The following is a 23,626-nucleotide window of genomic DNA, read 5'->3' as shown; positions in this document are numbered from 1 at the left end:
AGTATGAAATATGAGTCGTTTTTGTTGATGATTGCATAAAAAATCATAAGCTCGCTATTCTAAGCAATAATACTGAATAAATAGCATAGCGGCGATGACTCATCACATCCTTAAAGCCACCACATCAACAGTACATTTAGGCGGTTTCTCCAATTTATTAGAACCAGCAATAAAAGTTGAGTCTGGTGACACCATTGATGTAGAAACTTACACAGGTTATTACATTTACGATAAAGCACCACCAGAGTTTCTCACACCAGAATTTTTGGATATCTGCCAAAATTTGTCACCGGAACGCAAAATTGCCGCCGGGCCGCATCTACTGACCGGGCCAATTTATGTCAAGGATGCTGAACCAGGGGATGTTTTAGAAGTACAATTAGAGGCGATCGCACCTAGTTTACCTGTTGGGTTTAATGCAATTCGTTCAGGTTGGGGAGCCTTACCCAATCAGTTTACTCAACCAGCTTTGAGATTTATTCCCTTAGATTTAGCTAATAACACTGCGGAATTCCCTCTCAATAGCGGGATTAAAATTCCCCTCAAGCCTTTTTTTGGTATCCTTGGTGTCGCTACCCCAGAAGATTCTCGGTCATCCGTTCCCCCTGGCTATTATGGCGGTAACATAGACAACCGTGAACTTCAAGCAGGCTCTCGCATATTTTTGCCGATATTTGTCCCTGGCGGCTTATTTTCCCTTGGTGACGGACATTCAGCCCAGGGGGATGGCGAAGTTAATGTGACGGCGATTGAAACTTCCATGAATGGCCGTATCCAGTTAACCCTGCGTAAGGATTTGCACTTCACTACACCCATTGCAGAAACGCCCACTGATATCATCACAATGGGGTTTGCACCAACTTTAGATGCAGCATTAGAACAAGCCCTCAAAAATATGATTGATTTTCTGGAACATTTCGTCAATTTATCTCCAGAAGATGCTTATGTTTTGTGTAGTTTAGCGGTGAATTTTCGTATCACTCAAGTTGTCAACAGTCCCAATAAAGGTGTGCATGGTTTACTACCGAAAAAATTGTTTGAGAAAGCTATGAAAGTAATAATAAATTAGAAATCCTCCTATTTATCAACCAATCTTTTCACCTAAAATTATTTGTAATTCACAGAGAAATTACACGTTTGTATGTCTAATTTACTTGTACAACTGTTGCTAATTGGACTGGCTGCTGGTGTTGCTGGAGGAATGTTTGGCATTGGTGGTGGCGCAATTATGGTTCCAGCAATGGTTCTATTAATGGGGCTTGATCAAAAATTTGCCACTGGTACGTCTATTGCAGCCCAAATCTTACCCATTGGGCTTTTAGGAGCAGCTGTTTATCATCGTAGCGGCAATATTAATTTTAAATATGCTGTGATTATTGCAGTAGGCTTATTAGTTGGCAACTTATTTGGCGCGATGTTTGCCAATCAGCCATTTATTACGAGCGAAACCATGAAAAAACTATACGGCATCTTTTTGTTAGCCATTGGTTTCAGATATTTATTAGTACGTTAGTTGAAGGATTAGGGGTATGAGGGTATGAGGGTATGAGGGTATGAGGGTGTGAGGGTGTGAGGGTGTAAGAGTTTAACAGCTTTGAACCCCTAAACCCCTAAACCCCTAAACCCCTAAACCCCTATTCCACCTGTTGAGTCGGGAAAGCGCCTGCTTGTACAGCTAAGTTAACATTTCGACCATTGCGCCATAATTCTAGCTGCAATTGTCCACCGACTTGAGCGTTCTCTACGGCTCTTTGTACATTACTAGCATCCGTAACAGATTGGCCGTTCAGCTTTTGAATAACATCGCCAGCGCGTAACCCTGCTCTTGCGGCTGGCGAATTTGGCATGACTCTGACCACTAAAACACCCTTGTCTGTATCAACACTCAAACCACTATTGGGGTCAGAGTTAATGTTTTGTCTGACTTGGGGTGTTAATCCTACCATTTGAATACCCAGGTAAGGATGCTGTACTTTACCTGTGGCTATAAGTTGATTAGAAATACGCTGTGCTGTTTTGATAGGGATGGCAAAACCTAGACCCTGCGCGCCTTGAATAATGGCGGTATTCATCCCAATAACTTCACCACGATAGTTCAGCAAGGGGCCACCAGAGTTACCTGGATTAATTGCTGCGTCAGTTTGAATATATTCTACACGCTTATCTGGTGCGCCAATTTGATTGCTGGTACGTCCAGTTGCACTAATTATACCTGTGGTGACGGTGTTATCTAAACCTAAAGGATTACCAATAGCGATCGCCCATTGTCCAGGTTGTAATTGGTCAGAATTACCCACTGCTAAGGTCGGCAAGTTATTTGCCTGAATTTTGACAACAGCTACATCTGTTAAATTATCTGTACCTAATACCTTACCCTGAAAACTGCGCCCATCTTTGAGGATGACTCGCACCGTATCTGCACCATCAACAACGTGAGCATTGGTAAGAATACTACCATCAGCACTAATAAGAAACCCGGAACCAGTACCCCGTTGTACTCTCTCTTGTTGTTGAGGTAGTTGGGAACCGAAGAAGCGACGGAAAAATGGATCGTTAAATTCGGCTGGTAATCGAGATGTGACAGTCCGAGACGCTTCAATACGCACAACAGCCGGCCCAACTTTCTGTACTACTTGAGTTACAAAGTTGGGGTCTGTGTTATTTCCTAATGGCGGTGCTGCATCTACTCGGCTCACGGCCAAGTCAGATGCTTTTTGTGCCAATTGTTGCTGGTTTCCTGCTAAATATCCACCAGCTAAAGTCATACCAGATCCCAGCAGTACTAGTGATAGAGATGCAGCCGCTTTTTTCCAAGGTGCGTGATTCTGGTTTTTAGGATTTAAGGGTTGAGATTCATCGTGTACTTGGTTTTGCATGGCCTTGAGCGAGGAAACTATGTTTATTATTACTTTAGATAGCATTTATGACAGTTTTGTTGCTTTGTTATTGCTTTTTGATGAAGAGTTGCAATATTTCTCGATTTTAGGGGCTAAGGATTCGCGTTGTATTAATTGGAACTCAATGTTGCGAGTACAACAAATCTATTTTTTCCTACGTTTCAATCCCTGATAGGGATTTTAGTTAATTGCAATGCTACACCAATATTATTGTAGAAACGAATGTTGCGTTTCAATCCCTGATAGGGATTTTAGTTAATTGCAATTTGATATTGTATATAGTGCTTTAGAGTCAATTAAGGAGTTTCAATCCCTGATAGGGATTTTAGTTAATTGCAATTTATCTCTGGTGTATGATAAGCCGATTCTGGGTTGGTTTCAATCCCTGATAGGGATTTTAGTTAATTGCAATAATATAACACGAAAACTTCAGTATTGGCTTACTTGTTTCAATCCCTGATAGGGATTTTAGTTAATTGCAATATCGAATCGATACAAAGAGATATATGCCCTTTTGGATTTTTTGTTTCAATCCCTGATAGGGATTTTAGTTAATTGCAATCCCTAGATTGGATAGTGTTTGTGAACCCTGTATAGGGTTTCAATCCCTGATAGGGATTTTAGTTAATTGCAATATTTAGAAGGGGTAAAGGCGGCGGCGATCGCTAGGTTTCAATCCCTGATAGGGATTTTAGTTAATTGCAATGGATTTTGTAATACTTGGCGATGTCGCGCAGCTGTTTCAATCCCTGATAGGGATTTTAGTTAATTGCAATTCGATAGAGGATCGGCATTTGGATAAATATCCAGGTTTCAATCCCTGATAGGGATTTTAGTTAATTGCAATCGTTTTAGCTTGCATTTCTCCTCCTCCCCGTCTTCTGTTTCAATCCCTGATAGGGATTTTAGTTAATTGCAATATTCCTCAGCCCGTAGGTTGCCAGGATTCCATAGTTTCAATCCCTGATAGGGATTTTAGTTAATTGCAATTTCCTTGGCCTTATTGGATTTAGCTAAGGAATTTAGTTTCAATCCCTGATAGGGATTTTAGTTAATTGCAATACAAATAGAGAAGGTTAATAAAGTGTTAATTCGCTGTTTCAATCCCTGATAGGGATTTTAGTTAATTGCAATAATCTTGCAGGTCCTAACCCTTTCCCTGATTCCGTTTCAATCCCTGATAGGGATTTTAGTTAATTGCAATCCTGTCCCTACCGATTAAAGGGGCGGTAACTCGGTTTCAATCCCTGATAGGGATTTTAGTTAATTGCAATCGACAATCCTGAAGATTGTGCCAAAGATACCACTGTTTCAATCCCTGATAGGGATTTTAGTTAATTGCAATGCAAGCCGAAGCGTTACTAGCTCGACCGATTTAGTTTCAATCCCTGATAGGGATTTTAGTTAATTGCAATTAGACAATTTCATAAACCTTAAGGGCGCGTTCCCGTTTCAATCCCTGATAGGGATTTTAGTTAATTGCAATTCAAAAATCAGTTTTATGGCGGAACCAACTTTGTTTCAATCCCTGATAGGGATTTTAGTTAATTGCAATGCTTGCCTTTGCTGCTTGCGTCATCTCAGGTGCGTTTCAATCCCTGATAGGGATTTTAGTTAATTGCAATCTTGTTCAAATCAACTATCAGTCGAACCAACTCGTTTCAATCCCTGATAGGGATTTTAGTTAATTGCAATATTAAGGTGGTTGCTGCGGTTGTCCCAGTAAGTTGGTTTCAATCCCTGATAGGGATTTTAGTTAATTGCAATTAGCTCTGTTTTTGATTTAGCGGCAGAGAATAGTGTTTCAATCCCTGATAGGGATTTTAGTTAATTGCAATGGGTGGACGAAATGCCACTAATATTCACCCCCATACATAGTGTTTCAATCCCTGATAGGGATTTTAGTTAATTGCAATGTGATTGCTAAATTAGCTCTACTTGCAACTTCTTTGTTTCAATCCCTGATAGGGATTTTAGTTAATTGCAATTATATACCGATAGATATCACTATCAAATAAGTTAAATTGGTTTCAATCCCTGATAGGGATTTTAGTTAATTGCAATCAGGATTTTTTCAATAGTAAAAATCATGATTTTTACGTTTCAATCCCTGATAGGGATTTTAGTTAATTGCAATTCTTTTTTACTCTTAGGCGTTACATCTCTTGCGATGTTTCAATCCCTGATAGGGATTTTAGTTAATTGCAATATAAGATAGGAGTGCTACAACTTAAACCAATTGACGTTTCAATCCCTGATAGGGATTTTAGTTAATTGCAATAAATTGCTTGTGGCGGGCTGATTTGAGAATTGCTGTTTCAATCCCTGATAGGGATTTTAGTTAATTGCAATCATCGCCAACCGTCGTAAAGACTGGCATTGGAAATTAGCTCATCGTTTCAATCCCTGATAGGGATTTTAGTTAATTGCAATATCGAGTGCAGACAAGATCGTCTAGGCTTAATGAATTGTTTCAATCCCTGATAGGGATTTTAGTTAATTGCAATCAATTGGATTGTATTCGGTGGGAATCTAGGTATGTTTCAATCCCTGATAGGGATTTTAGTTAATTGCAATGGCTCAGGCATGGAAAGCTTGATATATTTGGTTTTCAAGGTGCGGTTGCGTGAACTTGTGACTAAGGTAGCTGTTGAGCGATCGCTTTGTCAAGAGGTAGTACCTAAAAAATATGTGGAAATCAGTGACTGTAAGAGATTTGGTGATTGCGTCAACCTCATAGCGAGTCAAAACCACTTCAAACCCATAGGGGATAAGCTTTTCCAGCAGAAAATCTCATAAGTTTGGAAAAACATCTATGGGTTGACGCAAAGTTACTGCTTACATCACTACTGGTTGTGGAGAATTGGCTACTTTCTGCGTTAGCCATTGATACCAAGTATCTAATCCCACACCTGTAGTTGCAGAAACTTGGAAAACCTGCATATTGGGATTTACTTGCTGTACATATTCTAGACAACGCTGCACATCAAACTGCACATAAGGTAACAAATCAGTTTTAGTGAGAATCATAATCTCACTAGCACGGAACATATGGGGATATTTGATTGGTTTATCTTCGCCTTCCGTCACCGAGAGAATGACAACTTTTGCCTGTTCGCCTAAATCAAACAATGCTGGACAAACTAAATTACCGACATTTTCAATCATTAAAACTGAGTTAATGGGTGGGTTTAATTGTTGTAAACCCCGTTCAATCATAGAAGCATCTAAATGACAGCCTGTACCAGTATTAATTTGAACAACTTGACACCCTGTTTCTTTAATTTTTTGGGCATCATTAATTGTTTCTTGGTCGCCCTCAATGACGGTTATAGGTAATTTATGTTTTAAATCATTAATGGTGCGAGTTAAAAGAGTTGTTTTTCCTGCACCAGGGGAACTCATTAGATTGAGAGCGAGAATATTTCGACCTTTAAACCATCCCCGATTTTGGGCAGCTAATAGGTTATTTTTTCCTAAAATCTCTTGTTCTAAAGATATAGTTGTGCCGTGAATTTTTGCATGAATTTGCGATGGTTCATTGTCGTGATGATGGGAGTGAGTAATCACAGTACCATCTGGCAAATTATGGGTATGGTGATGGTGATTATGTTCCATCTCACCTGTTTGTAAATTAGTGATTGTGCCGTCAGCATCATCAGAACAACCGCAGGTTACACACATACTTCCTCAACTTCTATCTCTTTAATTTTCAGTTCTTCGCCAGTAATTAAATCTAAATGCACACTACCACAATTACATATTCCAAATGGTTTCTCTAAAGCAATTTCTGCACCACATTGGCGACATTTAGCTAAACCAGGAATCTCCAAAATCTCTAATACTGCACCTTCCAAGACTGTACCTTGGCTACAAATATCAAAACAGAATTTTATCGCATCTGGCATAATAGCTGAAAGTTTACCAATTTCTAGCAAAACTCGGCGCACTTTTGCACCATGAGCATATTCATTAACAATGGCTACGATATTTTGCGTAATTCCTAGTTCGTGCATGAAACGCTCTACTTATTATCAACAAATACGTGGTAGTTGATCGCCTACTAGCATATCAATAATCCGTTCTGTACCAAAAGTAGTTTTTAGAAACACTACTCCTGGAGGAGAAGCAATAACCTCACCAATAATACACGCATCTTTACCCACCGGGTGAGACTTCATTGCAGATAAAACTGTGTGTGCTTGTTCAGCCCTAACCACTACTACTAATTTGCCTTCATTAGCTAAATATAAAGGGTCTAAACCCAAAATTTCACAAATTCCTTTGACTTCTTCACGCACAGGTATAGATGCTTCATGAATGCGTATTCCTACATTAGAAGTTAGGGCAAATTCATTTAAAACTGTTGCTAAACCTCCTCGTGTAGCATCCCGCATGGCGTGAACTTGGGGACATACATGGAGAATAGTTGCGACTAAATCATGCAACGGTTGACAGTCACTTTCTATATTTGTTTCTAAAGCTAATTCCCCACGAGCGATTAAAATTGCTGCCCCATGATTGCCTAACTCACCATTAACAATTATGGCATCTCCTGGTTGAATATTGTGTGCAGAAATATTAACGCCACTGGGAATAATACCAATACCAGCAGTGTTAATAAAGAGTTTATCCGCACAACCACGATGAACAACTTTAGTGTCACCTGTGACAATTTGCACTCCAGCTTTTTGGGCGGCTATTTTCATGCTGGTAGCGACACGGCGGAGGGTTTCTGTTGGTAATCCCTCTTCTAAAATTACACTACAGGTAAGATATAAGGGTTTAGCACCACTCATAGCTAAGTCATTAACTGTGCCATTTACTGCTAATTCTCCTATATCACTACCAGGAAAAAATAAGGGGTCTACAACATAGGAATCTGTGGTAAAAGCTAGCCTATCTCCCTGTTGTAAAAGACTAGATAAATCCAAGCTGGCTTGGTCTTCTAATTGTGAGAGAAGAGGATTATCAAAATTACTAACAAAAATATCATCAATTAAGTCGCGCATGGCTTTACCGCCGCTACCATGTGCCAAATTAATGTGAGTATCTTTTACTTTAGCTGGGCGACGGCGGACTTGTTCGATTTTTTGAAACAGGGGATTTGATACTGAGTTAGTTTTTGAAAAGTCCATTTTTTATCATTCGTAGTTTGTAATTAAGAGAGTATTTATTAAGATTTCCGTGTCAGTTGTCAGTTGTCAGTTGTTGAAAGGATATGGTCTAATACCCCAACCCCTTGTGGCGTGATTTTTACATATAGGACTAGTATTTGATTTTTGAAACATACGTAGGGTGGGCATTGCCCACCCCACAGATACTTAGATATTTTCAATAATCAAATCGGATTCCCATATCTTTGCCACTGACCACTGACCACTGACAAAACTCCATTCCTTTGCGGGTGGAGTTTTTATTGGTAAATTTTATCTACCTGTTTCATCGTGTCTTCCACGATGCCTATCACAATGCAAGATACCATTCACAGCCCAATTTTCGCGTTCAAATTCATCAATGTGAACGGTTATCCATTCCGGTTTAGTATCTAAAGCAGTTACTAAAGCATTAGTAATGGCTTCTACTAAATGCCGTTTTTTTTCGATGGAGTGTCCTCTAGCAATTTTAACGGTGACAAATGGCATACTAATGTCCTCGCAGTGTTGTTGTGTGGAGTGTGTCGCTGCTTTTTTGGAGGTTATGACGAGATAGTCACTTTTGGCTTTTCGGCTGCTTGTTTTTGTAACGTTGTCGAAAATCTGCCATATTTATAGTATGCGGCACAAGCTCCTTCTGAGGACACCATGCAGGTACCTATTGGTGATTCTGGTGTGCAGGCTGTACCAAATACCTTACACTGCCAAGGTTTGAGGACTCCTTGAAGAATTTCGCCACACTGACAGGCTTTATGGTCGGCAACTTTCAAGTTAGGAGTGGTAAATTTTAATTCAGCATCAAATTGGGCATATTCTGGGCGAATTTTTAACCCAGAATCCGGAATTTCGTCTAAGCCACGCCATGCAAATGTTTCCCGGACTGCAAACACTTTGTGCATAGCTTCTAGTGCTATTTGATTCCCTTGTTTTTGGACTAATCTATTATATTGATTTTCTACTGCACAGCGATTTTCTCTTAGTTGCTGTAACAACATCCAAATTGATTGGAGAATATCTAATGGTTCAAAGCCGGAAACAACAATTGGTTTATGATATTTTTGGGCAATAAATTCATAAGGTTCAGTACCAATTACCATACTCACATGACCGGGGCCAATAAAGCCATCTAGCTGCAAATCAGGGTTATTTAATAAAGCTTGCAGGGCGGGAATGACGAGGACGTGATTAGAAAACATACTAAAGTTAGTAATATTTTCTGAAGCAGCTTGGAGGATGGTAAAAGCGGTGCTGGGGGCTGTGGTTTCAAAGCCTAAAGCGAAGAATACAATTTCTTTATCAGGGTGATTTCTCGCAATTTGCAGGCTATCTAGGGGAGAGTAAACCATGCGGATATCTGCGCCTGTGGCTTTGGCTTGCAGCAAGCTGGTTTTGGAACCGGGGACGCGCATGGTGTCGCCAAAGGTTGCTAAAATGACGTTAGGATTTTGAGCAATAGCGATCGCATCATCCAATCTCCCCTTAGGCATAACACAGACTGGACAACCAGGCCCGTGAATCAGTTCTATGTTGGCTGGTAAAATTTCTTCAATACCGTATTTAAAAATAGAGTGAGTATGCCCGCCGCATACTTCCATAATCTTGATATGTTTATCTAATTGCTGGCTGAGTTTTTCTATCTCACGACGTAAGGCTTCAGCTTTTTCTGGTTCCCGAAATTCATCGACGTATTTCATATATGGGGATTGGGGATTGGGGACTGGGAGATGAATCAATTCAAAATTCAAAATTCAAAATTCAAAATTCAAAATTCAAAATTCAAAATTCAAAATTCAAAATTCAAAATTCAAAATCAAAGACAGAATGGGTTGGGTTTTAAACCTTTGCGCCTTTGCGCCTACCGCAAGCGGTTCCGCCTTAGCGGTATGCGTGATACAAAAACCATCCCACTAATCAGCAACACCGAAAAATTAATGACTAACTTCTGCTTGAAATGTGGCAATTTCCTGTAATAATTTTAAAGTTTCGGCTGCTTCTTGTTCGTTGATTCTATTCATAGCAAAGCCTACATGAACTAACACCCAATCTCCTAAACAAGCTTCGGGTGGATGTTGTTCGTCTACTATACAGGCGATATTGACTTGGCGTTTAACTCCACCCACATCGACGATGGCTAGTTTGTGGTTGATGTCGGTGATTTCGACGATTTGTCCGGGGATTCCTAAACACATTTTTGTTGTTCTTTGGTGGAGAGGGAAGAAAGATTTTTTTTCACGCAGAGGCGCAGAGAGTTTTTATGAGTATTTAGGGATGTTTAATATCAAGAGTTTTTCATTAATCTGGCGGCTGTGATAATTGCTTGACCTAGTGATAAACCACCGTCATTTGTAGGAACTAAGCTATGAGTAAGTACGTTAATTTCTAAGTTTTGTAACTGCTTAGTGACTAGTTGTAATAAGATACTATTCTGAAACACTCCTCCTGTTAGGGCGACTTGATTAAATAAGTTTTGTTGACGAAGATGTTTGACTGTCTCCACAATGACATTAGCCAAACTTAAATGAAATTTAGCAGCAATAACTTGTTGAGGAGTTTGCTGCTGTAAGTCATCAAGCAATAATTGCCACATGGAGCATGAGTCTATACAATAAATATTATCGGAAAAAGTAACCTGAAAGGGATAAACTGCTGTTTCTTTAGGATTATTTAATGTGTGGATATCGACTATAGATTCTAGGGCGATCGCTGCTTGTCCTTCGTAGCTACATTTTTCTGGACAAATGCCGATAGCCGCAGCCACAGCATCAAAGAGCCTTCCTACAGAAGAAGCTAAAGGAGTATTAATACTTTGTTCTATAAGTTGATTGAGTAAATTTATCGGCTGTTTTTGTAAAAATTTAATAATTTCTAAGTCATGGTAATTTAATTGACAATTATCCCAAAGATTGGCACTTAATAAATGAGCATAGGTATTACGCCAAGGCTGATAAATTGCTTGCTCACCACCAATCATTGCCACTGGTTTAAATGTAGCCAGGCGTTGGAATTGAGTATAATCAGCTAAAAGAAATTCTCCTCCCCAAAGTTTACCATCTGCACCGTAACCTAGTCCATCACAAGCAATACCTAAGACTGGCAAAGAATCTAAAGGAATAAGATTTTCTGCCATACAAGCGGCAATGTGGGCGTGATGATGTTGAATATATTGCAGTTGAATCTGGTTGGCGGCGGCTAATTCTTGACCAAGTTTTGTGGATAAATATTCAGGGTGTAAATCAACGGCGATCGCCTCTGGTTTGTGTTGCAACAAATTTAAATACAAATTCAATGTATCCTGATAACAATTAAACGCCAAAGCATTTTCTAAATCTCCCAAATGTTGAGATAGAATTGCTTCATAATCTCTCAATAAACAAAAGGTGTTTTTTAACTCACTACCCATCGCTAAAATTTGGTGAATATTATCAAATCCTGGTGGTAATTTTATCGTTGCTGGCGCATAACCTCTAGCACGACGCATGATTTGTATTTTATTATCAATCACCCGCACAACTGAATCATCAACTCTATTCACAATCTCCCGATTATGTAGAAGAAAATAATCAGCTATATGACTTAGCTTTTCTTTCGATTCATCATTATCAATACATTGTGGTTCATCAGAAATATTGCCACTTGTCAAAACAATTGGGCGATTCATCCGCTTGAGCATCAAATGATGCAACGGCGTATAAGGTAGCATGAAACCAAGAATATTTTGTCCAGGTGCGACAGTGGAGGCGATAGGGAAAGAACTTATTTCCTCTGTCCTTTTTCCTAACAAAACAATCGGTGCAGTAGGACTATCTAATAACTCCCGTTCCTTATCATTAACAAAGCAATATTTTTCAATAACAGTAATATCCCGTGCCATCAAAGCAAAAGGCTTATCATATCTTCGCTTACGCTGACGCAATTTCTCCACAGCCGCTTCTTGGGTAGCATCACAAGCTAAATGAAAACCACCAATTCCCTTAATAGCGACAATTTCACCCTTCTGTAACAAAGTACAAACAGCATCCACATCATCCAACATAGAAAACATAGAAGCCGTCACAGGTTTACCATCAGCCCGTTCTAGCCAAGCTTTAGGGCCGCAGGTGTGACAGGCGACAGGTTGGGCGTGGAAGCGGCGGTTTTCGATATCATGATATTCTTTTTCACATTCAGAACACATGACAAACGCAGACATACTGGTATTACATCTGTCATAGGGAATGGCACGAATAATACTCAACCGGGGGCCGCAATGAGTACAGTTAGTAAAGGGATAACGGTAAAAACGGCTAAAGGGGTCAAAAATTTCTCGCTGACATTCAACACAAGTAGCCGCATCAGGACTAATTTCCGTTCTCACTACGCCACTAACACTATGAGAAATAACAAAATCATGGAAGTTCAACTCACCTTGATATGGTGTCCTGACGAGTTCATTAATTTTCGCCAGTGGTGGACATTCTTCCTGCAATCTAACAACAAACTCCGCCAAAGCCCCTTCGTCACCACATACCCGAATTAACACCCCTTCCCCATCATTACAAACATCCCCCCGCAAACCACAAGCCTTAGCCAGACGGTACACCGTAGGACGAAAACCCACCCCCTGGACAGTACCGCGAACTCGAATTTCCTCAGTCGCCATAAACTACTCCGCGCCCCTCTGCGTTACAAAAAGCGCCATAACAAAACCCGATTATTCCCAGAATCAGATATTACCGCCGTACTACCACAAACCTTTACCCCATAACACCAATTCAAACTATCCCTTGTAGGCAACCCAAAATGCCGATTTTCACTTTTACTTTGAAAAGAATTTTGGCCGATGATGCCATCAGCGATCGCCCCCTGCAATAATAATATCGACTCTCGTTTCCTCCATCCTAGCAACCGAGAATTAGCAGTATCCGCCACCAGCAACCAATCCTCAGTCGTCCCCACCCCATAAGGCATACTTAAACTACCAGCACTGGGAAAATAAACCCCTTGGTTCATCTCCACCAAATCAAAACTTTTCTGCCCCAACACCACCGCACAGGGGACATTATTTTCGGTAGGTATCCCCTGCCAAATCATCACCCGATTATTACCCGCATCGGTGACAACTAAATTATCATCCCAAAAGGCAATATCATGACACCAACGCATACTCCCAGCCGTGGGGGAACCACCACCATTCTCATTGCGAGATATCATATCCGGCTGTCCCAAAACTATATCAGCCGGTTGTCCATTTTCTGTTGGTAACTCCTGCCAAATCAACAACCGACGATTACCAGTGTCAGCCACAAATAGCCGTCCTTGATGATATGCAACCCCGTAAGGCCAGTGCATAGTATTCGCATCTGGTGATTGCTTACCCCGATTTGGTTCATTGTCAGAAAAATTCCCTTGTCCCAACACCAAATCCGCCGGCACATTGTTATCTTCCGGTATCTTGTGCCAAATCAAAACCCGGTGATTCCAGGCATCAGCAATTGCCAAACCTCCACCACAGACACAAATCCCCGTCGGTACACTCACAGTAGCCCTACCTGGCGTACCCTTAGCATTTTGTCCCTCATGATAAAAATCTGGTTGTCCAATTACCCAGTCAGCCGGTTGACTATCTGTTGTAGGTAACTTACGCCAACCCAACAACCGATGATGTCCCGTATCTGACACCCATAACGCCCCTGTTTCCGCCACCAAACAAGCACCACGGGGGCCGAACATGGTGCTAGGAGTAGGCGCTAGGGGAATCGCTAATAATTCTGAGTTAGGAATATCACCTAAAATCACCGCCGCCCCTGGAGGTGAAAGGGGGAAATTTGCTGGAGTTTTTGTTAATTCTGGTTGCAAAGTCTTATAGTAGTTTGTTAATTTTTTACTTCACAGCAATCACCGTCATAATTTCTGGACACAGCGCCTTAATAGCCTGTTCCACCCCTTGAGATAACGTCAAAGTAGAAGCCGCACAGTTACTACAAGTCCCGATAAACCGCACCTCTACCGTATCTGGTGGTTTAATTGCCACTAACTCCACATCCCCATGATGACTTTTCAACCCTGGACGCACCTCCTCCAACGCAGCTTCCACACGTTGTAAAAGCGGTGGTTGGGGCTGTTTCACCAACCCATGATAAAGTAGAACCCCGTAAACCACCTCATCTTGCACCGCATTTTGTAAAGCTAGTAAACATTCCTGCTTCACACTTTTAATTAACCGCCTCAAAGCTTCCTGATGTAAATCCTCAATCGCCCTTTTCAACCCAACTACCACCCCACGCTGAGTTTCATCCCACTGTGAGATAATTGCTTCATAGCGGCTAATTTCTGTCACTAAATCTTCTAAATTTGTCATTTGTTAGCAACATATCAACATATCATTGGCTGAAGAAGACGCGATGAATCGCGTCTCTACAAGTGGCTTATCCGGATTTCTGCCCCTACCTCATGCAATGCCTGGGCTACCGCCTGCGCCTGTTCCATTTGCTGACATTGACTAAATATCTCCCAAGCCTCTTGATAATAAGCACGGGCTTGTAAAAGATTTTGGGAATTACCTAACTCTGGTTTTTCGGGGTCATCAGGTAAATTGAATAAAGCATTAGCCTTATTGGCAATTGTGTTGGCATATTCCACAGGGGTACCTTGACAAGTACGCACCTTTAATGCTTCATCATAAGCTACGATCGCCCGTAAATTATTTTCCACAGGATGGGAACTGGGTAAATATTGCAAAGCATTACCCAAGTTATTTTGCAACATCGCATATTCCCTGGGGTGGTCAATCAAGTTAATTTGCTTGAGTGCTGACTCAAAAGTCTGTACAGCCAAACCTGCATAGAGATTTTGCTGTTCTGCACCCCCCGACATAGAAAGGTAGGCGATCGCAATATTATTCGCCAAAATCGCGTATTCTTGAGGATAATCCTGACTCGTAAATACCCCCATCGCCTCCTGATAAGCAGCGACACTATCGGTTATCCTCGCCAAATTAAAAGGCACTAAAGACTGCAACACCAACCCGAAATTCATCTGGGCTTCTGCAACTTCCACCGCCCCAGCCAACTGTCGCAGAACTGGTAACGCCTCCTCATAACCAGCTTTAGCTTGTAGCAGCAATTCCGCCCCCACATCAGGAATCGACTTCAACGCCCCAGCCATCCCCGCCTGAGAACGGGCTTTCCATAAAGAATAATCCCCACCACACATTTTAATGGCTTGCTGATATAACTCAACAGCATTCCATAAATCCCCAGGCGTTTTAGGTTTTTTCTGCAAACCTTGTGCCAATTCAATCAACATCTGAATTTTCTCTTCAGTTGTTGCTGATTCCGATGCAATGGCTGCCAATGCGGCTTTTACTGTTGAATCTGTAATGCTGGGTGTCATTTAAAGTGAATTATGAGGTAGGAGAAACTAATATTTTTCAGAAAAAATCACCATTTTCCAGGTAAATATACAGCTTGTTTACAGACAAAAAGGGATGAAAAATCAATATTTTTCAGCCCCTAATCTCTAGGCAACAGTTTCTATTTTTTAGTTTGGTGATTCATCAATACTAATCTGACAATCAACCATACTTTGACAAGTAAACAACAAATCACTTCATTTTGAAATCTTTGAGAAGAAATGGCATGATTATACCTGTAGTTAAACTAGAGATAGTTACTGGTAAACAAAAAGGAATTTCCGCCTGAGCGAGTAATAATAGCACTAACAAACCGATAGTACTACCTATCAGAGTTTGCCTCATAAAATATATGGGGTCTCGTAGTAGCTTACCTTTCAAAAACAACCTCGCCGACAACCATCCTAATTCCAACATATTACCTCCTAATAATTACTCAAGAAATTTAGTAAACCCAGACCCAAAATAATGGCAGGAATTACCCCCGCCGGCGCAAATAATGCCCCAATTGTTGCTGAAAAACCATAGCCAATATCTTTTCCGGCTAATATCATCCCACCAATAGCACCGCCAATCATTGATATAAGCGTGGCTACAACTAACCAAAATAATCCTGTGATGAAAGTGACATCACTTGTTACCATATTGGTCAGAAATTCACGAAGATAAGAGTTACTAAAAAACTCATTCATTAGCTATTACGTTCCTCTCTTAACTGGCAGGATCAAAAAAGCCTCATTAACTTTTAAATATAAAACACCATATATATAAATTCTAGAGGGTGATCGTCAATCAAAAAAAATCATCTAACAACCCAGTATTTATGCCTAAAAATTGAGCCATAAAAATTGCAAATTCACCAATTAAAATCTGTCTAAAAAACTACTATTAAAACAAATATAATTTTGATTTAACTATTGCTAAAAAATAAATTTATTTAATGATATACAATCAGATAAAAAATACTGTATTCTGAAAAGTAAACCTTTATAAACAGGTGAACCTCTACAAGCGTCAACACCTGCGTCACGCCTGATAAAACTCCACTCACAAGAGGATAGAGTTTTGTCAGTAGTCAGTGGCAAAACAACTAACAACTAACAACTGACAACTGACAACTGACACACCCAGTGCGATAAACAATATACAAACTAATAGCCAATGACTAACGTACTCTGGCTGCAAGGTGGTGCTTGTTCAGGCAACACCATGTCTTTTCTTAATGCCGAAGAACCGACAGTATGCGATTTAATTGCTGATTTTGGTATCAAGGTACTTTGGCATCCTTCCTTAGGACTGGAACTAGGCGACAACGTACAAACCTTACTGTGGGATTGCATCTTAGGCAAAATACCTCTAGACATTTTGGTCTTTGAAGGTACTGTAGTTAATGCCCCCAACGGTACAGGCGAATGGAACCGTTTTGCCGATCGCCCCATGAAAGATTGGTTAAATGACCTCGCCCAAGCTGCTAGTTTTGTCGTCGCCGTGGGAGACTGCGCCACTTGGGGAGGAATCCCCGCAATGGAACCAAACCCCAGCGAATCACAAGGCTTGCAATTCCTCAAACGTAAGGAAGGCGGCTTTTTAGGTAAAGATTTCCGTGCCAAATCAGGGCTACCAGTAATCAATATCCCCGGTTGTCCATCTCACCCCGATTGGATTACGCAGATATTAGTGGCGATCGCTACCGGACGTATAGGAGACATCGCCCTCGATGAACTCAACCGCCCCCAAACCTTCTTCAACACCTTCACCCAAACCGGCTGTACCCGTAACGTCCACTTCGCCTACAAAGCCACCACCGCCGAATTTGGACAACGCAAAGGCTGTCTATTCTACGACTTAGGTTGTCGCGGCCCCATGACTCATTCTTCCTGCAACCGCATCCTCTGGAACCGCGTCTCCTCCAAGACCCGCGCCGGAATGCCCTGTTTAGGTTGCACAGAACCAGAGTTCCCCTTCTTCGACCTCAAACCCGGAACCGTATTTAAAACCCAGACCATCATGGGAGTACCCAAAGAACTACCACCAGGGGTAAGCAATAAAAACTACGCTGTCCTCACAATGGTTGCTAAAGACACAGCCCCCAAATGGGCAGAAGAAGACTTTTTTACAGTTTAGTCAGTGGTCAGTAGTCAATGGTCAGTTGCTACTGACAACCGACAACTAACAACCGACAACTGACAACTAACAAATATGACAATCAAAACATTAGATATATCACCCGTCGGTAGAGTCGAGGGTGATTTAGATGTCCGTGTGGAAATAGAAGACGGACAGGTAGTTAACGCTTGGACTCACGCCGAACTATTTCGCGGCTTTGAAATCATTCTTCGTGGCAAAGACCCCCAAGCTGGACTAATTGTCACGCCTCGTATCTGCGGTATCTGCGGTGCTTCTCACTTGACATCTGCATCCTGGGCATTAGATACAGCCTGGAATACAACCGTTCCCCGCAACGCCATCTTAGCCAGAAACCTCGGTCAAATTGTCGAAACCATCCAAAGCATCCCCCGCTACTTCTATGGATTGTTCGCCATTGACTTAACAAACAAAAAATACCGTAGTAGCCGCTTCTACGATGAAGCCGTCCGCCGCTTCGCCGCCTTCACAGGCAAATCCTATGAACTCGGCGTGACCATTTCCAGCAAACCCGTAGAAATTTACGCCCTGTTTGGTGGACAATGGCCTCACAGCAGTTATATGGTGCCTGGTGGTGTTATGTGCGCCCCTACTTTAACCGACATCACCCGCGCATGGGCGATTCTCGAATACTTCCGTACCAACTGGTTAGAACCTGTATGGTTGGGTTGCTCTTTGGAACGCTACGAAGAAATTCAAACTTATGATGACTTCATGGACTGGTTAGAAGCAGACATCAAGCATCGTGAGTCAGATTTGGGTTTCTATTGGCGTATGGGTCTAGATATTGGTTTAGATAGATATGGCGCTGGTGTGGGTAAATACGTCTCCTGGGGATACTTACCCCATGAAGATAAATACCAAAAGCCAACCATCGAAGGCCGCAACGCCGCCATGATTATGAAAAGTGGTGTGTATGACAGCTTCAGCGATACCCATACTTTGATGGATCACACCTTCGCCCGTGAAAATACCACCCACTCCTGGTATGACGAAGGTAACGCAGATGTTCACCCCTTTGACCGCACCACCAAACCCACCCAGAAAAATACTAAAGACTTCAAAAATGCCTACTCTTGGTCAACGGCGGTATTACACCAAGACTTCGGACGCTTGGAAGTCGGCCCCCTAGCCCGCCAGTTAGTTGCAGGTGGTCAGCATGGTGAATCTTGGCAACACTACGACGGGTTTATTCTGGATGCTTTTCAAAAAATGGGTGGTGCTAGTATTCACTTACGTCAACTTGCACGAGTTCACGAAATTGTCAAGTTATATCGCCAAGCGGAAAGATGTCTGCGTGAGTTCGTCTTAAATGACCCTTGGTATATCAAACCCAAAGAAAAAGACGGTCGCGGTTGGGGTGCAACGGAAGCCTCACGGGGTTCTTTGTGTCACTGGATAGATATCGAAGGTGGCAAGATTAAGAATTATCAGGTGATTGCGGCGACTACTTGGAACGTCGGCCCCCGTGATAGTGAGGGGGTACGCGGCCCTATTGAGGAAGCTTTGATCGGAACTCCTATTGAAGATTCTAGAGATCCTGTAGAAGTGGGACACGTCGCGCGATCGTTTGACTCTTGTCTGGTTTGTACTGTTCACGCCCATGATGCGAAGACTGGTGAGGAGTTGGCGCGTTTTCGCACTGCTTAAGTTTAAACGCAGAGTGGCGCGGAGGTCAACGCGGAGGTGCGCGGAGAGTTTTTTATGAGTATGGCTAATGGCTAGTTTTTATTTAGTTAGTCATTAGCTCATTGATATTTCATAGTTGAGAATTGCCGCTAAAACATTCAATAAATCCAGAATAATAATTTCATCAAGATATGATATGATTTAATATAAACTTTAAAGATGAAGATACTATTACACTAAATAAAATCCAAAGTATTCTATTAACAATTTGTGCGGTTAGTTTTTTATTAGATTTTTCAAAGTTTTCTATAGCTTTCTCATCACCTTTGGTAATAGAAAAACTGGGAAATTCTTCAAATTCATCTATTCTTTTATCTATAAATGCTTCAAGTTTAAATCCAAAAAATAACCCTACCATAAAAAATGCTGCCAAAAATATGAAACATGCTTGCAAGTTTTCAATCGATATTTCTTCTCCTATTCCTAAAATAGGCAATAAATAATTAGAGTATTGACATACGATCATCAAAACTACGATAGGAGATGCGTAGCGAATAATTTCACTGAAGATTCTCCCTCTTTTCTTGAGAATTTTCTCTAAAGTACTAGATTCAGGTGAATCTCTCAAACCGTCATACCAATTGCTCACTATATTTAATAATTCAATGGCAATAATATTATTAATAAAATCAATTTTACAGACGCTAGGAGTCTTGGCTTCCATTATCTCTTGAATGTTGTCACTTGTAAATATTAATTGAAATATATCTTTAGGAGGAATATTACTGCCAATTCTTAATCTGATAGAATGTCTTTGCGGAAGACTATATTGAGGTAATTTAATTGCAATATCCCAATGAATAGTTAGCGTTTTAATTCTTTCATTAATAGTATTCCATTTTTCTCTTTCAAACTCAGCCCAAGTAGAATAATCCTTAATTTTTTTATTTGAAAGAATAAAGTTAATTGAGCCAATACTTGCAGCTACATCATGATTCCTAAGTTTAGCTTGTATTTGTTCATTGATATTACTGATGTCCGCTAGTTCCACAGTCTTCTTACCAGGCAGTAACCGTATCTCAGTATCTGGTTTTGCATTGAGTTGATAAAAAAGAGACTTGAAGTCATCAAGGCTGATGATCGTTTCAGGCTGTTGTGGAACAATACCTGAAGTCTCAGAATTTTGAAAGCCATTCATATCGTTTACTCAGTAAATTTTACATCACGTACGTCTTAAGTATAACTTTTATGTTTATTAAATGCACTATCATATAAATTAATGGAGTGACATAACTAATTTGAGCCATCAAGAATATATGCACTTGCTAAAAGCGATCGCACAAAATGACCACAACAGGCGATCGCCTCGACAACCAATATCAATCTCTCATTTAGTCAATCTACTCCCCTAAATAAGCACTGAGGAAAACTAGCTGATTTTCCATATCATGAGCAGATTTAGTCGCAATCAATTTCAAGACTCGCCGCATCTGCTCACCAATTGAATAATCTTGTGACGAAATAATAATACCGGAATGAGTTCTTTTCTCCGTCGTGTAGATACTATGTAGCTGGCAAAAATCACCAATATTAAATGTATAGAATACTCTTCGCTGTTGAGTAGCAATAATTAACTGTTCCTCATCGCTGAAACCCGTTGTATTTAGCTCACCAGCAGTTGTAACATCTACCCCCCTGGCTCTCAATGCTCCCACGAATCGATGATCCATCGCGTCCTCATCGATTAACAGTCGTATTTCACTCATACTGACTGATTCATTTGAGTAGCAAGTTCTTCATAGCTTGATTTCTCCGCAGCGAGATAAGCTTCAATTTCTTTTTGGTTAGCATGGTAGTAAGTCAAGGCAGCATAAACCTGCACTAACGTTAAATTACCCATTCTTTCTACAATTTCCTCTGCATTTAGACCCATTTTGTACCAAGCAGCAACCCTCTGTATGGATACTCTAGTGCCTGCAATGTGAGGACGACCGCCAAGAGTTCCTGGTGTGCGAACAATTAATGTGCCAATATCAGTAATAGTTTGCATACAATAAATTTTTCAGTCTTGCCCCTAATAATAACTTAGATATGGTTCTCCGACGGTCGGTTATGACTCTCCCTACTCCAGCTATTTGTATAATTTGAGTGATGGGAAATCTTTTATAACTGTGGAAAAAGATAAATTACAGGGAAGTACTAATATAAATACCAATCAAGAAACAGAGGACGAAAAAGTTCTCTGTCCTCATTGTCAGCGCACTGCTACGAACGGTATTAAATGTAAAGGTATTTGTGTGGCTGATAGCGACTATTAATAGAATGAAAACTAATGCGGCTCGACTACTGGATAAACTAGGCATTGCCTATGAAATTCTTAACTATGAGGTAGATCCTGATGATTTGGCGGCTGAAAGTACAGCCCAAAAAGTTGGACTTCCTCCAGAACAAGTTTTTAAAACCCTAGTAGTCAGGGGTGACCAAACAGGCATCTGTTTTGCTGTTTTACCTGGAAATGCTCATTTAGATTTAAAAGCCCTGGCTCGGATTTCTGGAAATCGCAAAATTGAAACGGTTCCACTGAAGGAGGTACAGCCGCTAACAGGTTATATCCGTGGTGGTGTCACAGCTTTAGCTAGTAAAAAAAGCTATCCCACCTATGTTGACGAAACAGCAACCCTGTTTGATAAAATTACCGTTTCTGGGGGAATGCGAGGAATGCTAATTTTGCTGAACCCATCTGATTATTTATCTGCGGTCAATGGCATAATGGGGGCTATTGCACAAGATTAGTAATGGAGATATTTCTGTAAGTCAAAAAATTAAATACCGCCTAGAAATACTAAGCGGTATTGAGAGTTATTTAATTACACTTTTTGAGCAAATAAGATACTTACCTATCTTCCAACACCTACATACTGGAATCCAGCCCGTACTAGAGTTTCAGGATCGAGGAAATTACGACCGTCAATCACGACGGGGTTATTCATTAATTTGGCCATTTTGGCGTAGTCAAGACCGCTAAATTGCTGCCATTCGGTTACAAGTACCAACGCATCACAACCATCAGCTAAACGTTCTGCATCGGTTTCTACTAATACGCCAGAAAGACCGTGGCGCATACCAGTTTGGGAAACGATGGGGTCGTAGGCTTTGACTTTAGCACCTAAACGGTTTAGTTGCTCGATTAAGTTCAATGCTGGTGCATCACGTAAGTCGTCGGTGTCGGGCTTAAATGTAAGACCGAGTAAACCAACAGTTTTACCTTTGAGGATTTTCAGGACTTGTTGCAGTTTTTCTAAAGCAATTAAGCGTTGACGTTCGTTGACGCTAACAGCAGATTTTAATAGCTGTGCTTCATAGCCGTAGTCGTCGGCGGTGTGAATCAGCGCAGCTACGTCTTTGGGGAAGCAGGAACCACCCCAACCAATCCCAGCTTGTAAGAATTTGTTACCGATACGGGAGTCTAAACCAATACCTTTGGCGACTTGGGTAACGTCTGCACCAACACGATCGCAAATGTTAGCTACTTCGTTAATAAAACTAATCTTAGTGGCTAAGAAAGCGTTTGCCGCATATTTAATCATTTCTGCGGAACTGAGGTCTGTAGCCAGAATGGGTACTGGTGGTAAAGATTGGTTTTCTGCAAATTTGCGCTCGACAATGGGGGCGTATAATTCCTGCATTAAAGCGATCGCTCTAGGGCTATTACCTCCCAAAACAATGCGGTCAGGGTTAAATGTGTCGTATACAGCTGAACCTTCACGCAAGAACTCAGGGTTACTAACTACATCAAACTGGGGTAATTCTGGTAATTTATCCTCAACACTACCGCCACCTGCGGTTACGAGGGTTTTTTGCCGTTCTGCAATCCCATCCAAAACAATCATTCTTACCCAGTCACCTGAGCCGATGGGTACTGTAGATTTATTCACAATTACTTTATAACCACCGTTGAGATTAGCACCGATACCACGGGCTACAGCTTCTACATAACGGGTATCGCTTTCACCGGTGGGTAGTGGTGGTGTACCAACCGCAATAAATAAAATTTCTCCGTGGGCTACACCTGCTGCCAAATCGGTAGAAAATTGAATCTTGCCGGATTGGATAGCCGACTGCATAATTTCTGAAAGTCCAGGCTCAAAAATTGGTGATTGCCCGGCCTTCATGATCTTGACTTTTTCTTCGTTGTTATCTATGCAAATCACATCGTGTCCGATGTGAGCCAAGCAAGCTCCTGTTACCAAGCCAACATAACCAGTACCAATTACACAAACACGCATTTTGTTGAACTCCTCACTAGGGGGTTACTTTTAAAACAAAGATTTGTCAAAATGACATTTACACTTTTTCATGTTGTACTGTTGCTGAAATACCTGCTCAAATAAAGTTAGCCAGCACTTGAG

24 protein-coding genes and 1 CRISPR repeat array are annotated in these 23,626 nt (G+C 41.1%); of the genes, 7 read left to right on the top strand and 17 right to left on the bottom strand.

The features are described 5' to 3' along the window. The first annotated feature begins 94 nt into the window (after positions 1–94). Entirely contained in the window at positions 95–1,069 is a 975-nt protein-coding gene (locus GSQ19_RS02840) for an acetamidase/formamidase family protein (protein WP_011321278.1), read from the top strand. A 72-nt stretch (positions 1,070–1,141) separates the two neighbouring features. After that, on the top strand, positions 1,142–1,513 hold the full coding sequence (locus GSQ19_RS02835; protein ID WP_011321277.1) for a sulfite exporter TauE/SafE family protein: 372 nt from the start codon (positions 1,142–1,144) through the stop codon (positions 1,511–1,513). Between the two features lie 121 nt (positions 1,514–1,634). Here GSQ19_RS02835 and GSQ19_RS02830 read toward each other — a convergent pair whose 3' ends face one another. Beyond that, entirely contained in the window at positions 1,635–2,876 is a 1,242-nt protein-coding gene (locus GSQ19_RS02830) for an HhoA/HhoB/HtrA family serine endopeptidase (protein ID WP_041456457.1), read from the bottom strand. A 179-nt stretch (positions 2,877–3,055) separates the two neighbouring features. Beyond that, positions 3,056–5,474: direct repeats of the CRISPR family, unit length 37 nt; unit sequence GTTTCAATCCCTGATAGGGATTTTAGTTAATTGCAAT. A gap of 9 nt (positions 5,475–5,483) precedes the next feature. Here GSQ19_RS02830 and GSQ19_RS02825 point away from each other — a divergent pair. Beyond that, positions 5,484–5,696 carry a hypothetical protein gene (locus GSQ19_RS02825; RefSeq protein WP_041456455.1) on the top strand — a complete coding sequence of 71 codons (213 nt, stop codon included), beginning with the start codon at positions 5,484–5,486 and terminating at the stop codon, positions 5,694–5,696. A 39-nt stretch (positions 5,697–5,735) separates the two neighbouring features. Here the strand turns inward: GSQ19_RS02825 and hypB are convergent, their stop codons facing one another. The 12 genes from hypB to GSQ19_RS02765 form a co-directional block, all read right to left on the bottom strand. After that, positions 5,736–6,581, bottom strand: coding sequence for a hydrogenase nickel incorporation protein HypB (hypB, locus tag GSQ19_RS02820; RefSeq protein WP_011321274.1), 846 nt, complete (start codon positions 6,579–6,581; stop codon positions 5,736–5,738). Continuing rightward, positions 6,572–6,913, bottom strand: coding sequence for a hydrogenase maturation nickel metallochaperone HypA (hypA, locus tag GSQ19_RS02815; protein WP_011321273.1), 342 nt, complete (start codon positions 6,911–6,913; stop codon positions 6,572–6,574). The genes hypB and hypA overlap by 10 nt, the downstream gene beginning before the upstream one ends. Positions 6,914–6,931: 18 nt before the next feature. Beyond that, a complete protein-coding gene (hypE, locus tag GSQ19_RS02810) occupies positions 6,932–8,035 on the bottom strand; it encodes a hydrogenase expression/formation protein HypE (protein WP_011321272.1) in 1,104 nt (367 codons plus the stop codon). Between the two features lie 291 nt (positions 8,036–8,326). Continuing rightward, positions 8,327–8,542, bottom strand: a complete 216-nt coding sequence (locus GSQ19_RS02805; RefSeq protein WP_011321271.1) for a tautomerase family protein — start codon at positions 8,540–8,542, stop codon at positions 8,327–8,329. A gap of 53 nt (positions 8,543–8,595) precedes the next feature. Continuing rightward, on the bottom strand, positions 8,596–9,747 hold the full coding sequence (gene hypD, locus GSQ19_RS02800; protein ID WP_011321270.1) for a hydrogenase formation protein HypD: 1,152 nt from the start codon (positions 9,745–9,747) through the stop codon (positions 8,596–8,598). Positions 9,748–9,981: 234 nt separating this feature from the next. Next, positions 9,982–10,242, bottom strand: coding sequence for a HypC/HybG/HupF family hydrogenase formation chaperone (locus GSQ19_RS02795; protein ID WP_011321269.1), 261 nt, complete (start codon positions 10,240–10,242; stop codon positions 9,982–9,984). Between the two features lie 89 nt (positions 10,243–10,331). Continuing rightward, entirely contained in the window at positions 10,332–12,692 is a 2,361-nt protein-coding gene (gene hypF, locus GSQ19_RS02790) for a carbamoyltransferase HypF (protein ID WP_011321268.1), read from the bottom strand. 23 nt (positions 12,693–12,715) lie between these two features. Continuing rightward, entirely contained in the window at positions 12,716–13,888 is a 1,173-nt protein-coding gene (locus tag GSQ19_RS02785) for an NHL repeat-containing protein (RefSeq protein ID WP_011321267.1), read from the bottom strand. Positions 13,889–13,913: 25 nt separating this feature from the next. Further along, positions 13,914–14,390, bottom strand: coding sequence for a NifU family protein (locus GSQ19_RS02780; RefSeq protein ID WP_011321266.1), 477 nt, complete (start codon positions 14,388–14,390; stop codon positions 13,914–13,916). Between the two features lie 56 nt (positions 14,391–14,446). Then, a complete protein-coding gene (locus GSQ19_RS02775) occupies positions 14,447–15,424 on the bottom strand; it encodes a hypothetical protein (protein WP_011321265.1) in 978 nt (325 codons plus the stop codon). A gap of 211 nt (positions 15,425–15,635) precedes the next feature. After that, positions 15,636–15,860, bottom strand: a complete 225-nt coding sequence (locus GSQ19_RS02770; RefSeq protein WP_011321264.1) for a hypothetical protein — start codon at positions 15,858–15,860, stop codon at positions 15,636–15,638. Positions 15,861–15,868: 8 nt separating this feature from the next. Continuing rightward, positions 15,869–16,135 carry an asr0689 family protein gene (locus tag GSQ19_RS02765; RefSeq protein WP_011321263.1) on the bottom strand — a complete coding sequence of 89 codons (267 nt, stop codon included), beginning with the start codon at positions 16,133–16,135 and terminating at the stop codon, positions 15,869–15,871. A gap of 469 nt (positions 16,136–16,604) precedes the next feature. On the opposite strand from GSQ19_RS02765, the gene GSQ19_RS02760 reads away from it, so the two are divergent. Then, positions 16,605–17,567, top strand: a complete 963-nt coding sequence (locus GSQ19_RS02760; protein WP_011321262.1) for a hydrogenase small subunit — start codon at positions 16,605–16,607, stop codon at positions 17,565–17,567. 75 nt (positions 17,568–17,642) lie between these two features. Next, positions 17,643–19,238, top strand: coding sequence for a nickel-dependent hydrogenase large subunit (locus GSQ19_RS02755; protein ID WP_011321261.1), 1,596 nt, complete (start codon positions 17,643–17,645; stop codon positions 19,236–19,238). Positions 19,239–19,401: 163 nt separating this feature from the next. Here GSQ19_RS02755 and GSQ19_RS02750 read toward each other — a convergent pair whose 3' ends face one another. The 3 genes from GSQ19_RS02750 to GSQ19_RS02740 all read right to left on the bottom strand — a co-directional run bounded on the left by GSQ19_RS02750 (position 19,402) and on the right by GSQ19_RS02740 (position 21,267). Beyond that, positions 19,402–20,415: a hypothetical protein gene (locus GSQ19_RS02750; RefSeq protein WP_011321260.1), complete on the bottom strand. Its 1,014-nt coding sequence runs from the start codon at positions 20,413–20,415 to the stop codon at positions 19,402–19,404. A 202-nt stretch (positions 20,416–20,617) separates the two neighbouring features. After that, a complete protein-coding gene (locus GSQ19_RS02745; protein WP_041456449.1) occupies positions 20,618–20,983 on the bottom strand; it encodes a DUF5615 family PIN-like protein in 366 nt (121 codons plus the stop codon). After that, the gene (locus GSQ19_RS02740; RefSeq protein ID WP_011321258.1) at positions 20,980–21,267 is read right to left on the bottom strand and encodes a DUF433 domain-containing protein; all 288 of its coding nucleotides are present in this window, start codon (positions 21,265–21,267) and stop codon (positions 20,980–20,982) included. Before GSQ19_RS02740 ends, GSQ19_RS02745 begins: the two co-directional genes overlap by 4 nt. 121 nt (positions 21,268–21,388) lie before the next feature. Here GSQ19_RS02740 and GSQ19_RS30605 point away from each other — a divergent pair, with 121 nt between their 5' ends. Continuing rightward, the gene (locus tag GSQ19_RS30605; protein WP_011321257.1) at positions 21,389–21,535 is read left to right on the top strand and encodes a hypothetical protein; all 147 of its coding nucleotides are present in this window, start codon (positions 21,389–21,391) and stop codon (positions 21,533–21,535) included. 4 nt (positions 21,536–21,539) lie between these two features. After that, entirely contained in the window at positions 21,540–22,010 is a 471-nt protein-coding gene (gene ybaK, locus GSQ19_RS02735; protein WP_011321256.1) for a Cys-tRNA(Pro) deacylase, read from the top strand. Between the two features lie 104 nt (positions 22,011–22,114). Here ybaK and GSQ19_RS02730 read toward each other — a convergent pair whose 3' ends face one another. Further along, positions 22,115–23,503 (bottom strand): UDP-glucose dehydrogenase family protein, encoded by a 1,389-nt coding sequence (locus GSQ19_RS02730; protein WP_011321255.1) that lies wholly within the window; start codon positions 23,501–23,503, stop codon positions 22,115–22,117. Between the last annotated feature and the right edge of the window lie 123 nt (positions 23,504–23,626).

Origin of the sequence: Trichormus variabilis 0441, from assembly GCF_009856605.1 — a bacterium.
GTDB classification, from domain to species: domain Bacteria; phylum Cyanobacteriota; class Cyanobacteriia; order Cyanobacteriales; family Nostocaceae; genus Trichormus; species Trichormus variabilis.
This window is presented reverse-complemented; position numbering and strand designations above follow the sequence as displayed.

What these genes read in the sequence shown, in the direction of transcription:
- GSQ19_RS02745 (WP_041456449.1), bottom strand. Translation starts at nt 20,983, where the DNA reads ATGAGTGAAATACGACTGTTAATCGATGAGGACGCGATGGATCATCGA.
- GSQ19_RS02795 (WP_011321269.1), bottom strand. Translation starts at nt 10,242, where the DNA reads ATGTGTTTAGGAATCCCCGGACAAATCGTCGAAATCACCGACATCAAC.
- GSQ19_RS02805 (WP_011321271.1), bottom strand. Translation starts at nt 8,542, where the DNA reads ATGCCATTTGTCACCGTTAAAATTGCTAGAGGACACTCCATCGAAAAA.
- hypF (WP_011321268.1), bottom strand. Translation starts at nt 12,692, where the DNA reads ATGGCGACTGAGGAAATTCGAGTTCGCGGTACTGTCCAGGGGGTGGGT.
- GSQ19_RS02830 (WP_041456457.1), bottom strand. Translation starts at nt 2,876, where the DNA reads ATGCAAAACCAAGTACACGATGAATCTCAACCCTTAAATCCTAAAAAC.
- ybaK (WP_011321256.1), top strand. Translation starts at nt 21,540, where the DNA reads ATGAAAACTAATGCGGCTCGACTACTGGATAAACTAGGCATTGCCTAT.
- hypD (WP_011321270.1), bottom strand. Translation starts at nt 9,747, where the DNA reads ATGAAATACGTCGATGAATTTCGGGAACCAGAAAAAGCTGAAGCCTTA.
- GSQ19_RS02835 (WP_011321277.1), top strand. Translation starts at nt 1,142, where the DNA reads ATGTCTAATTTACTTGTACAACTGTTGCTAATTGGACTGGCTGCTGGT.
- GSQ19_RS02760 (WP_011321262.1), top strand. Translation starts at nt 16,605, where the DNA reads ATGACTAACGTACTCTGGCTGCAAGGTGGTGCTTGTTCAGGCAACACC.
- GSQ19_RS02740 (WP_011321258.1), bottom strand. Translation starts at nt 21,267, where the DNA reads ATGCAAACTATTACTGATATTGGCACATTAATTGTTCGCACACCAGGA.
- GSQ19_RS02770 (WP_011321264.1), bottom strand. Translation starts at nt 15,860, where the DNA reads ATGTTGGAATTAGGATGGTTGTCGGCGAGGTTGTTTTTGAAAGGTAAG.
- hypB (WP_011321274.1), bottom strand. Translation starts at nt 6,581, where the DNA reads ATGTGTGTAACCTGCGGTTGTTCTGATGATGCTGACGGCACAATCACT.
- hypA (WP_011321273.1), bottom strand. Translation starts at nt 6,913, where the DNA reads ATGCACGAACTAGGAATTACGCAAAATATCGTAGCCATTGTTAATGAA.
- GSQ19_RS02780 (WP_011321266.1), bottom strand. Translation starts at nt 14,390, where the DNA reads ATGACAAATTTAGAAGATTTAGTGACAGAAATTAGCCGCTATGAAGCA.
- GSQ19_RS02775 (WP_011321265.1), bottom strand. Translation starts at nt 15,424, where the DNA reads ATGACACCCAGCATTACAGATTCAACAGTAAAAGCCGCATTGGCAGCC.
- GSQ19_RS02840 (WP_011321278.1), top strand. Translation starts at nt 95, where the DNA reads ATGACTCATCACATCCTTAAAGCCACCACATCAACAGTACATTTAGGC.
- GSQ19_RS02765 (WP_011321263.1), bottom strand. Translation starts at nt 16,135, where the DNA reads ATGAATGAGTTTTTTAGTAACTCTTATCTTCGTGAATTTCTGACCAAT.
- GSQ19_RS02730 (WP_011321255.1), bottom strand. Translation starts at nt 23,503, where the DNA reads ATGCGTGTTTGTGTAATTGGTACTGGTTATGTTGGCTTGGTAACAGGA.
- GSQ19_RS02750 (WP_011321260.1), bottom strand. Translation starts at nt 20,415, where the DNA reads ATGAATGGCTTTCAAAATTCTGAGACTTCAGGTATTGTTCCACAACAG.
- GSQ19_RS02825 (WP_041456455.1), top strand. Translation starts at nt 5,484, where the DNA reads ATGGAAAGCTTGATATATTTGGTTTTCAAGGTGCGGTTGCGTGAACTT.
- GSQ19_RS02755 (WP_011321261.1), top strand. Translation starts at nt 17,643, where the DNA reads ATGACAATCAAAACATTAGATATATCACCCGTCGGTAGAGTCGAGGGT.
- hypE (WP_011321272.1), bottom strand. Translation starts at nt 8,035, where the DNA reads ATGGACTTTTCAAAAACTAACTCAGTATCAAATCCCCTGTTTCAAAAA.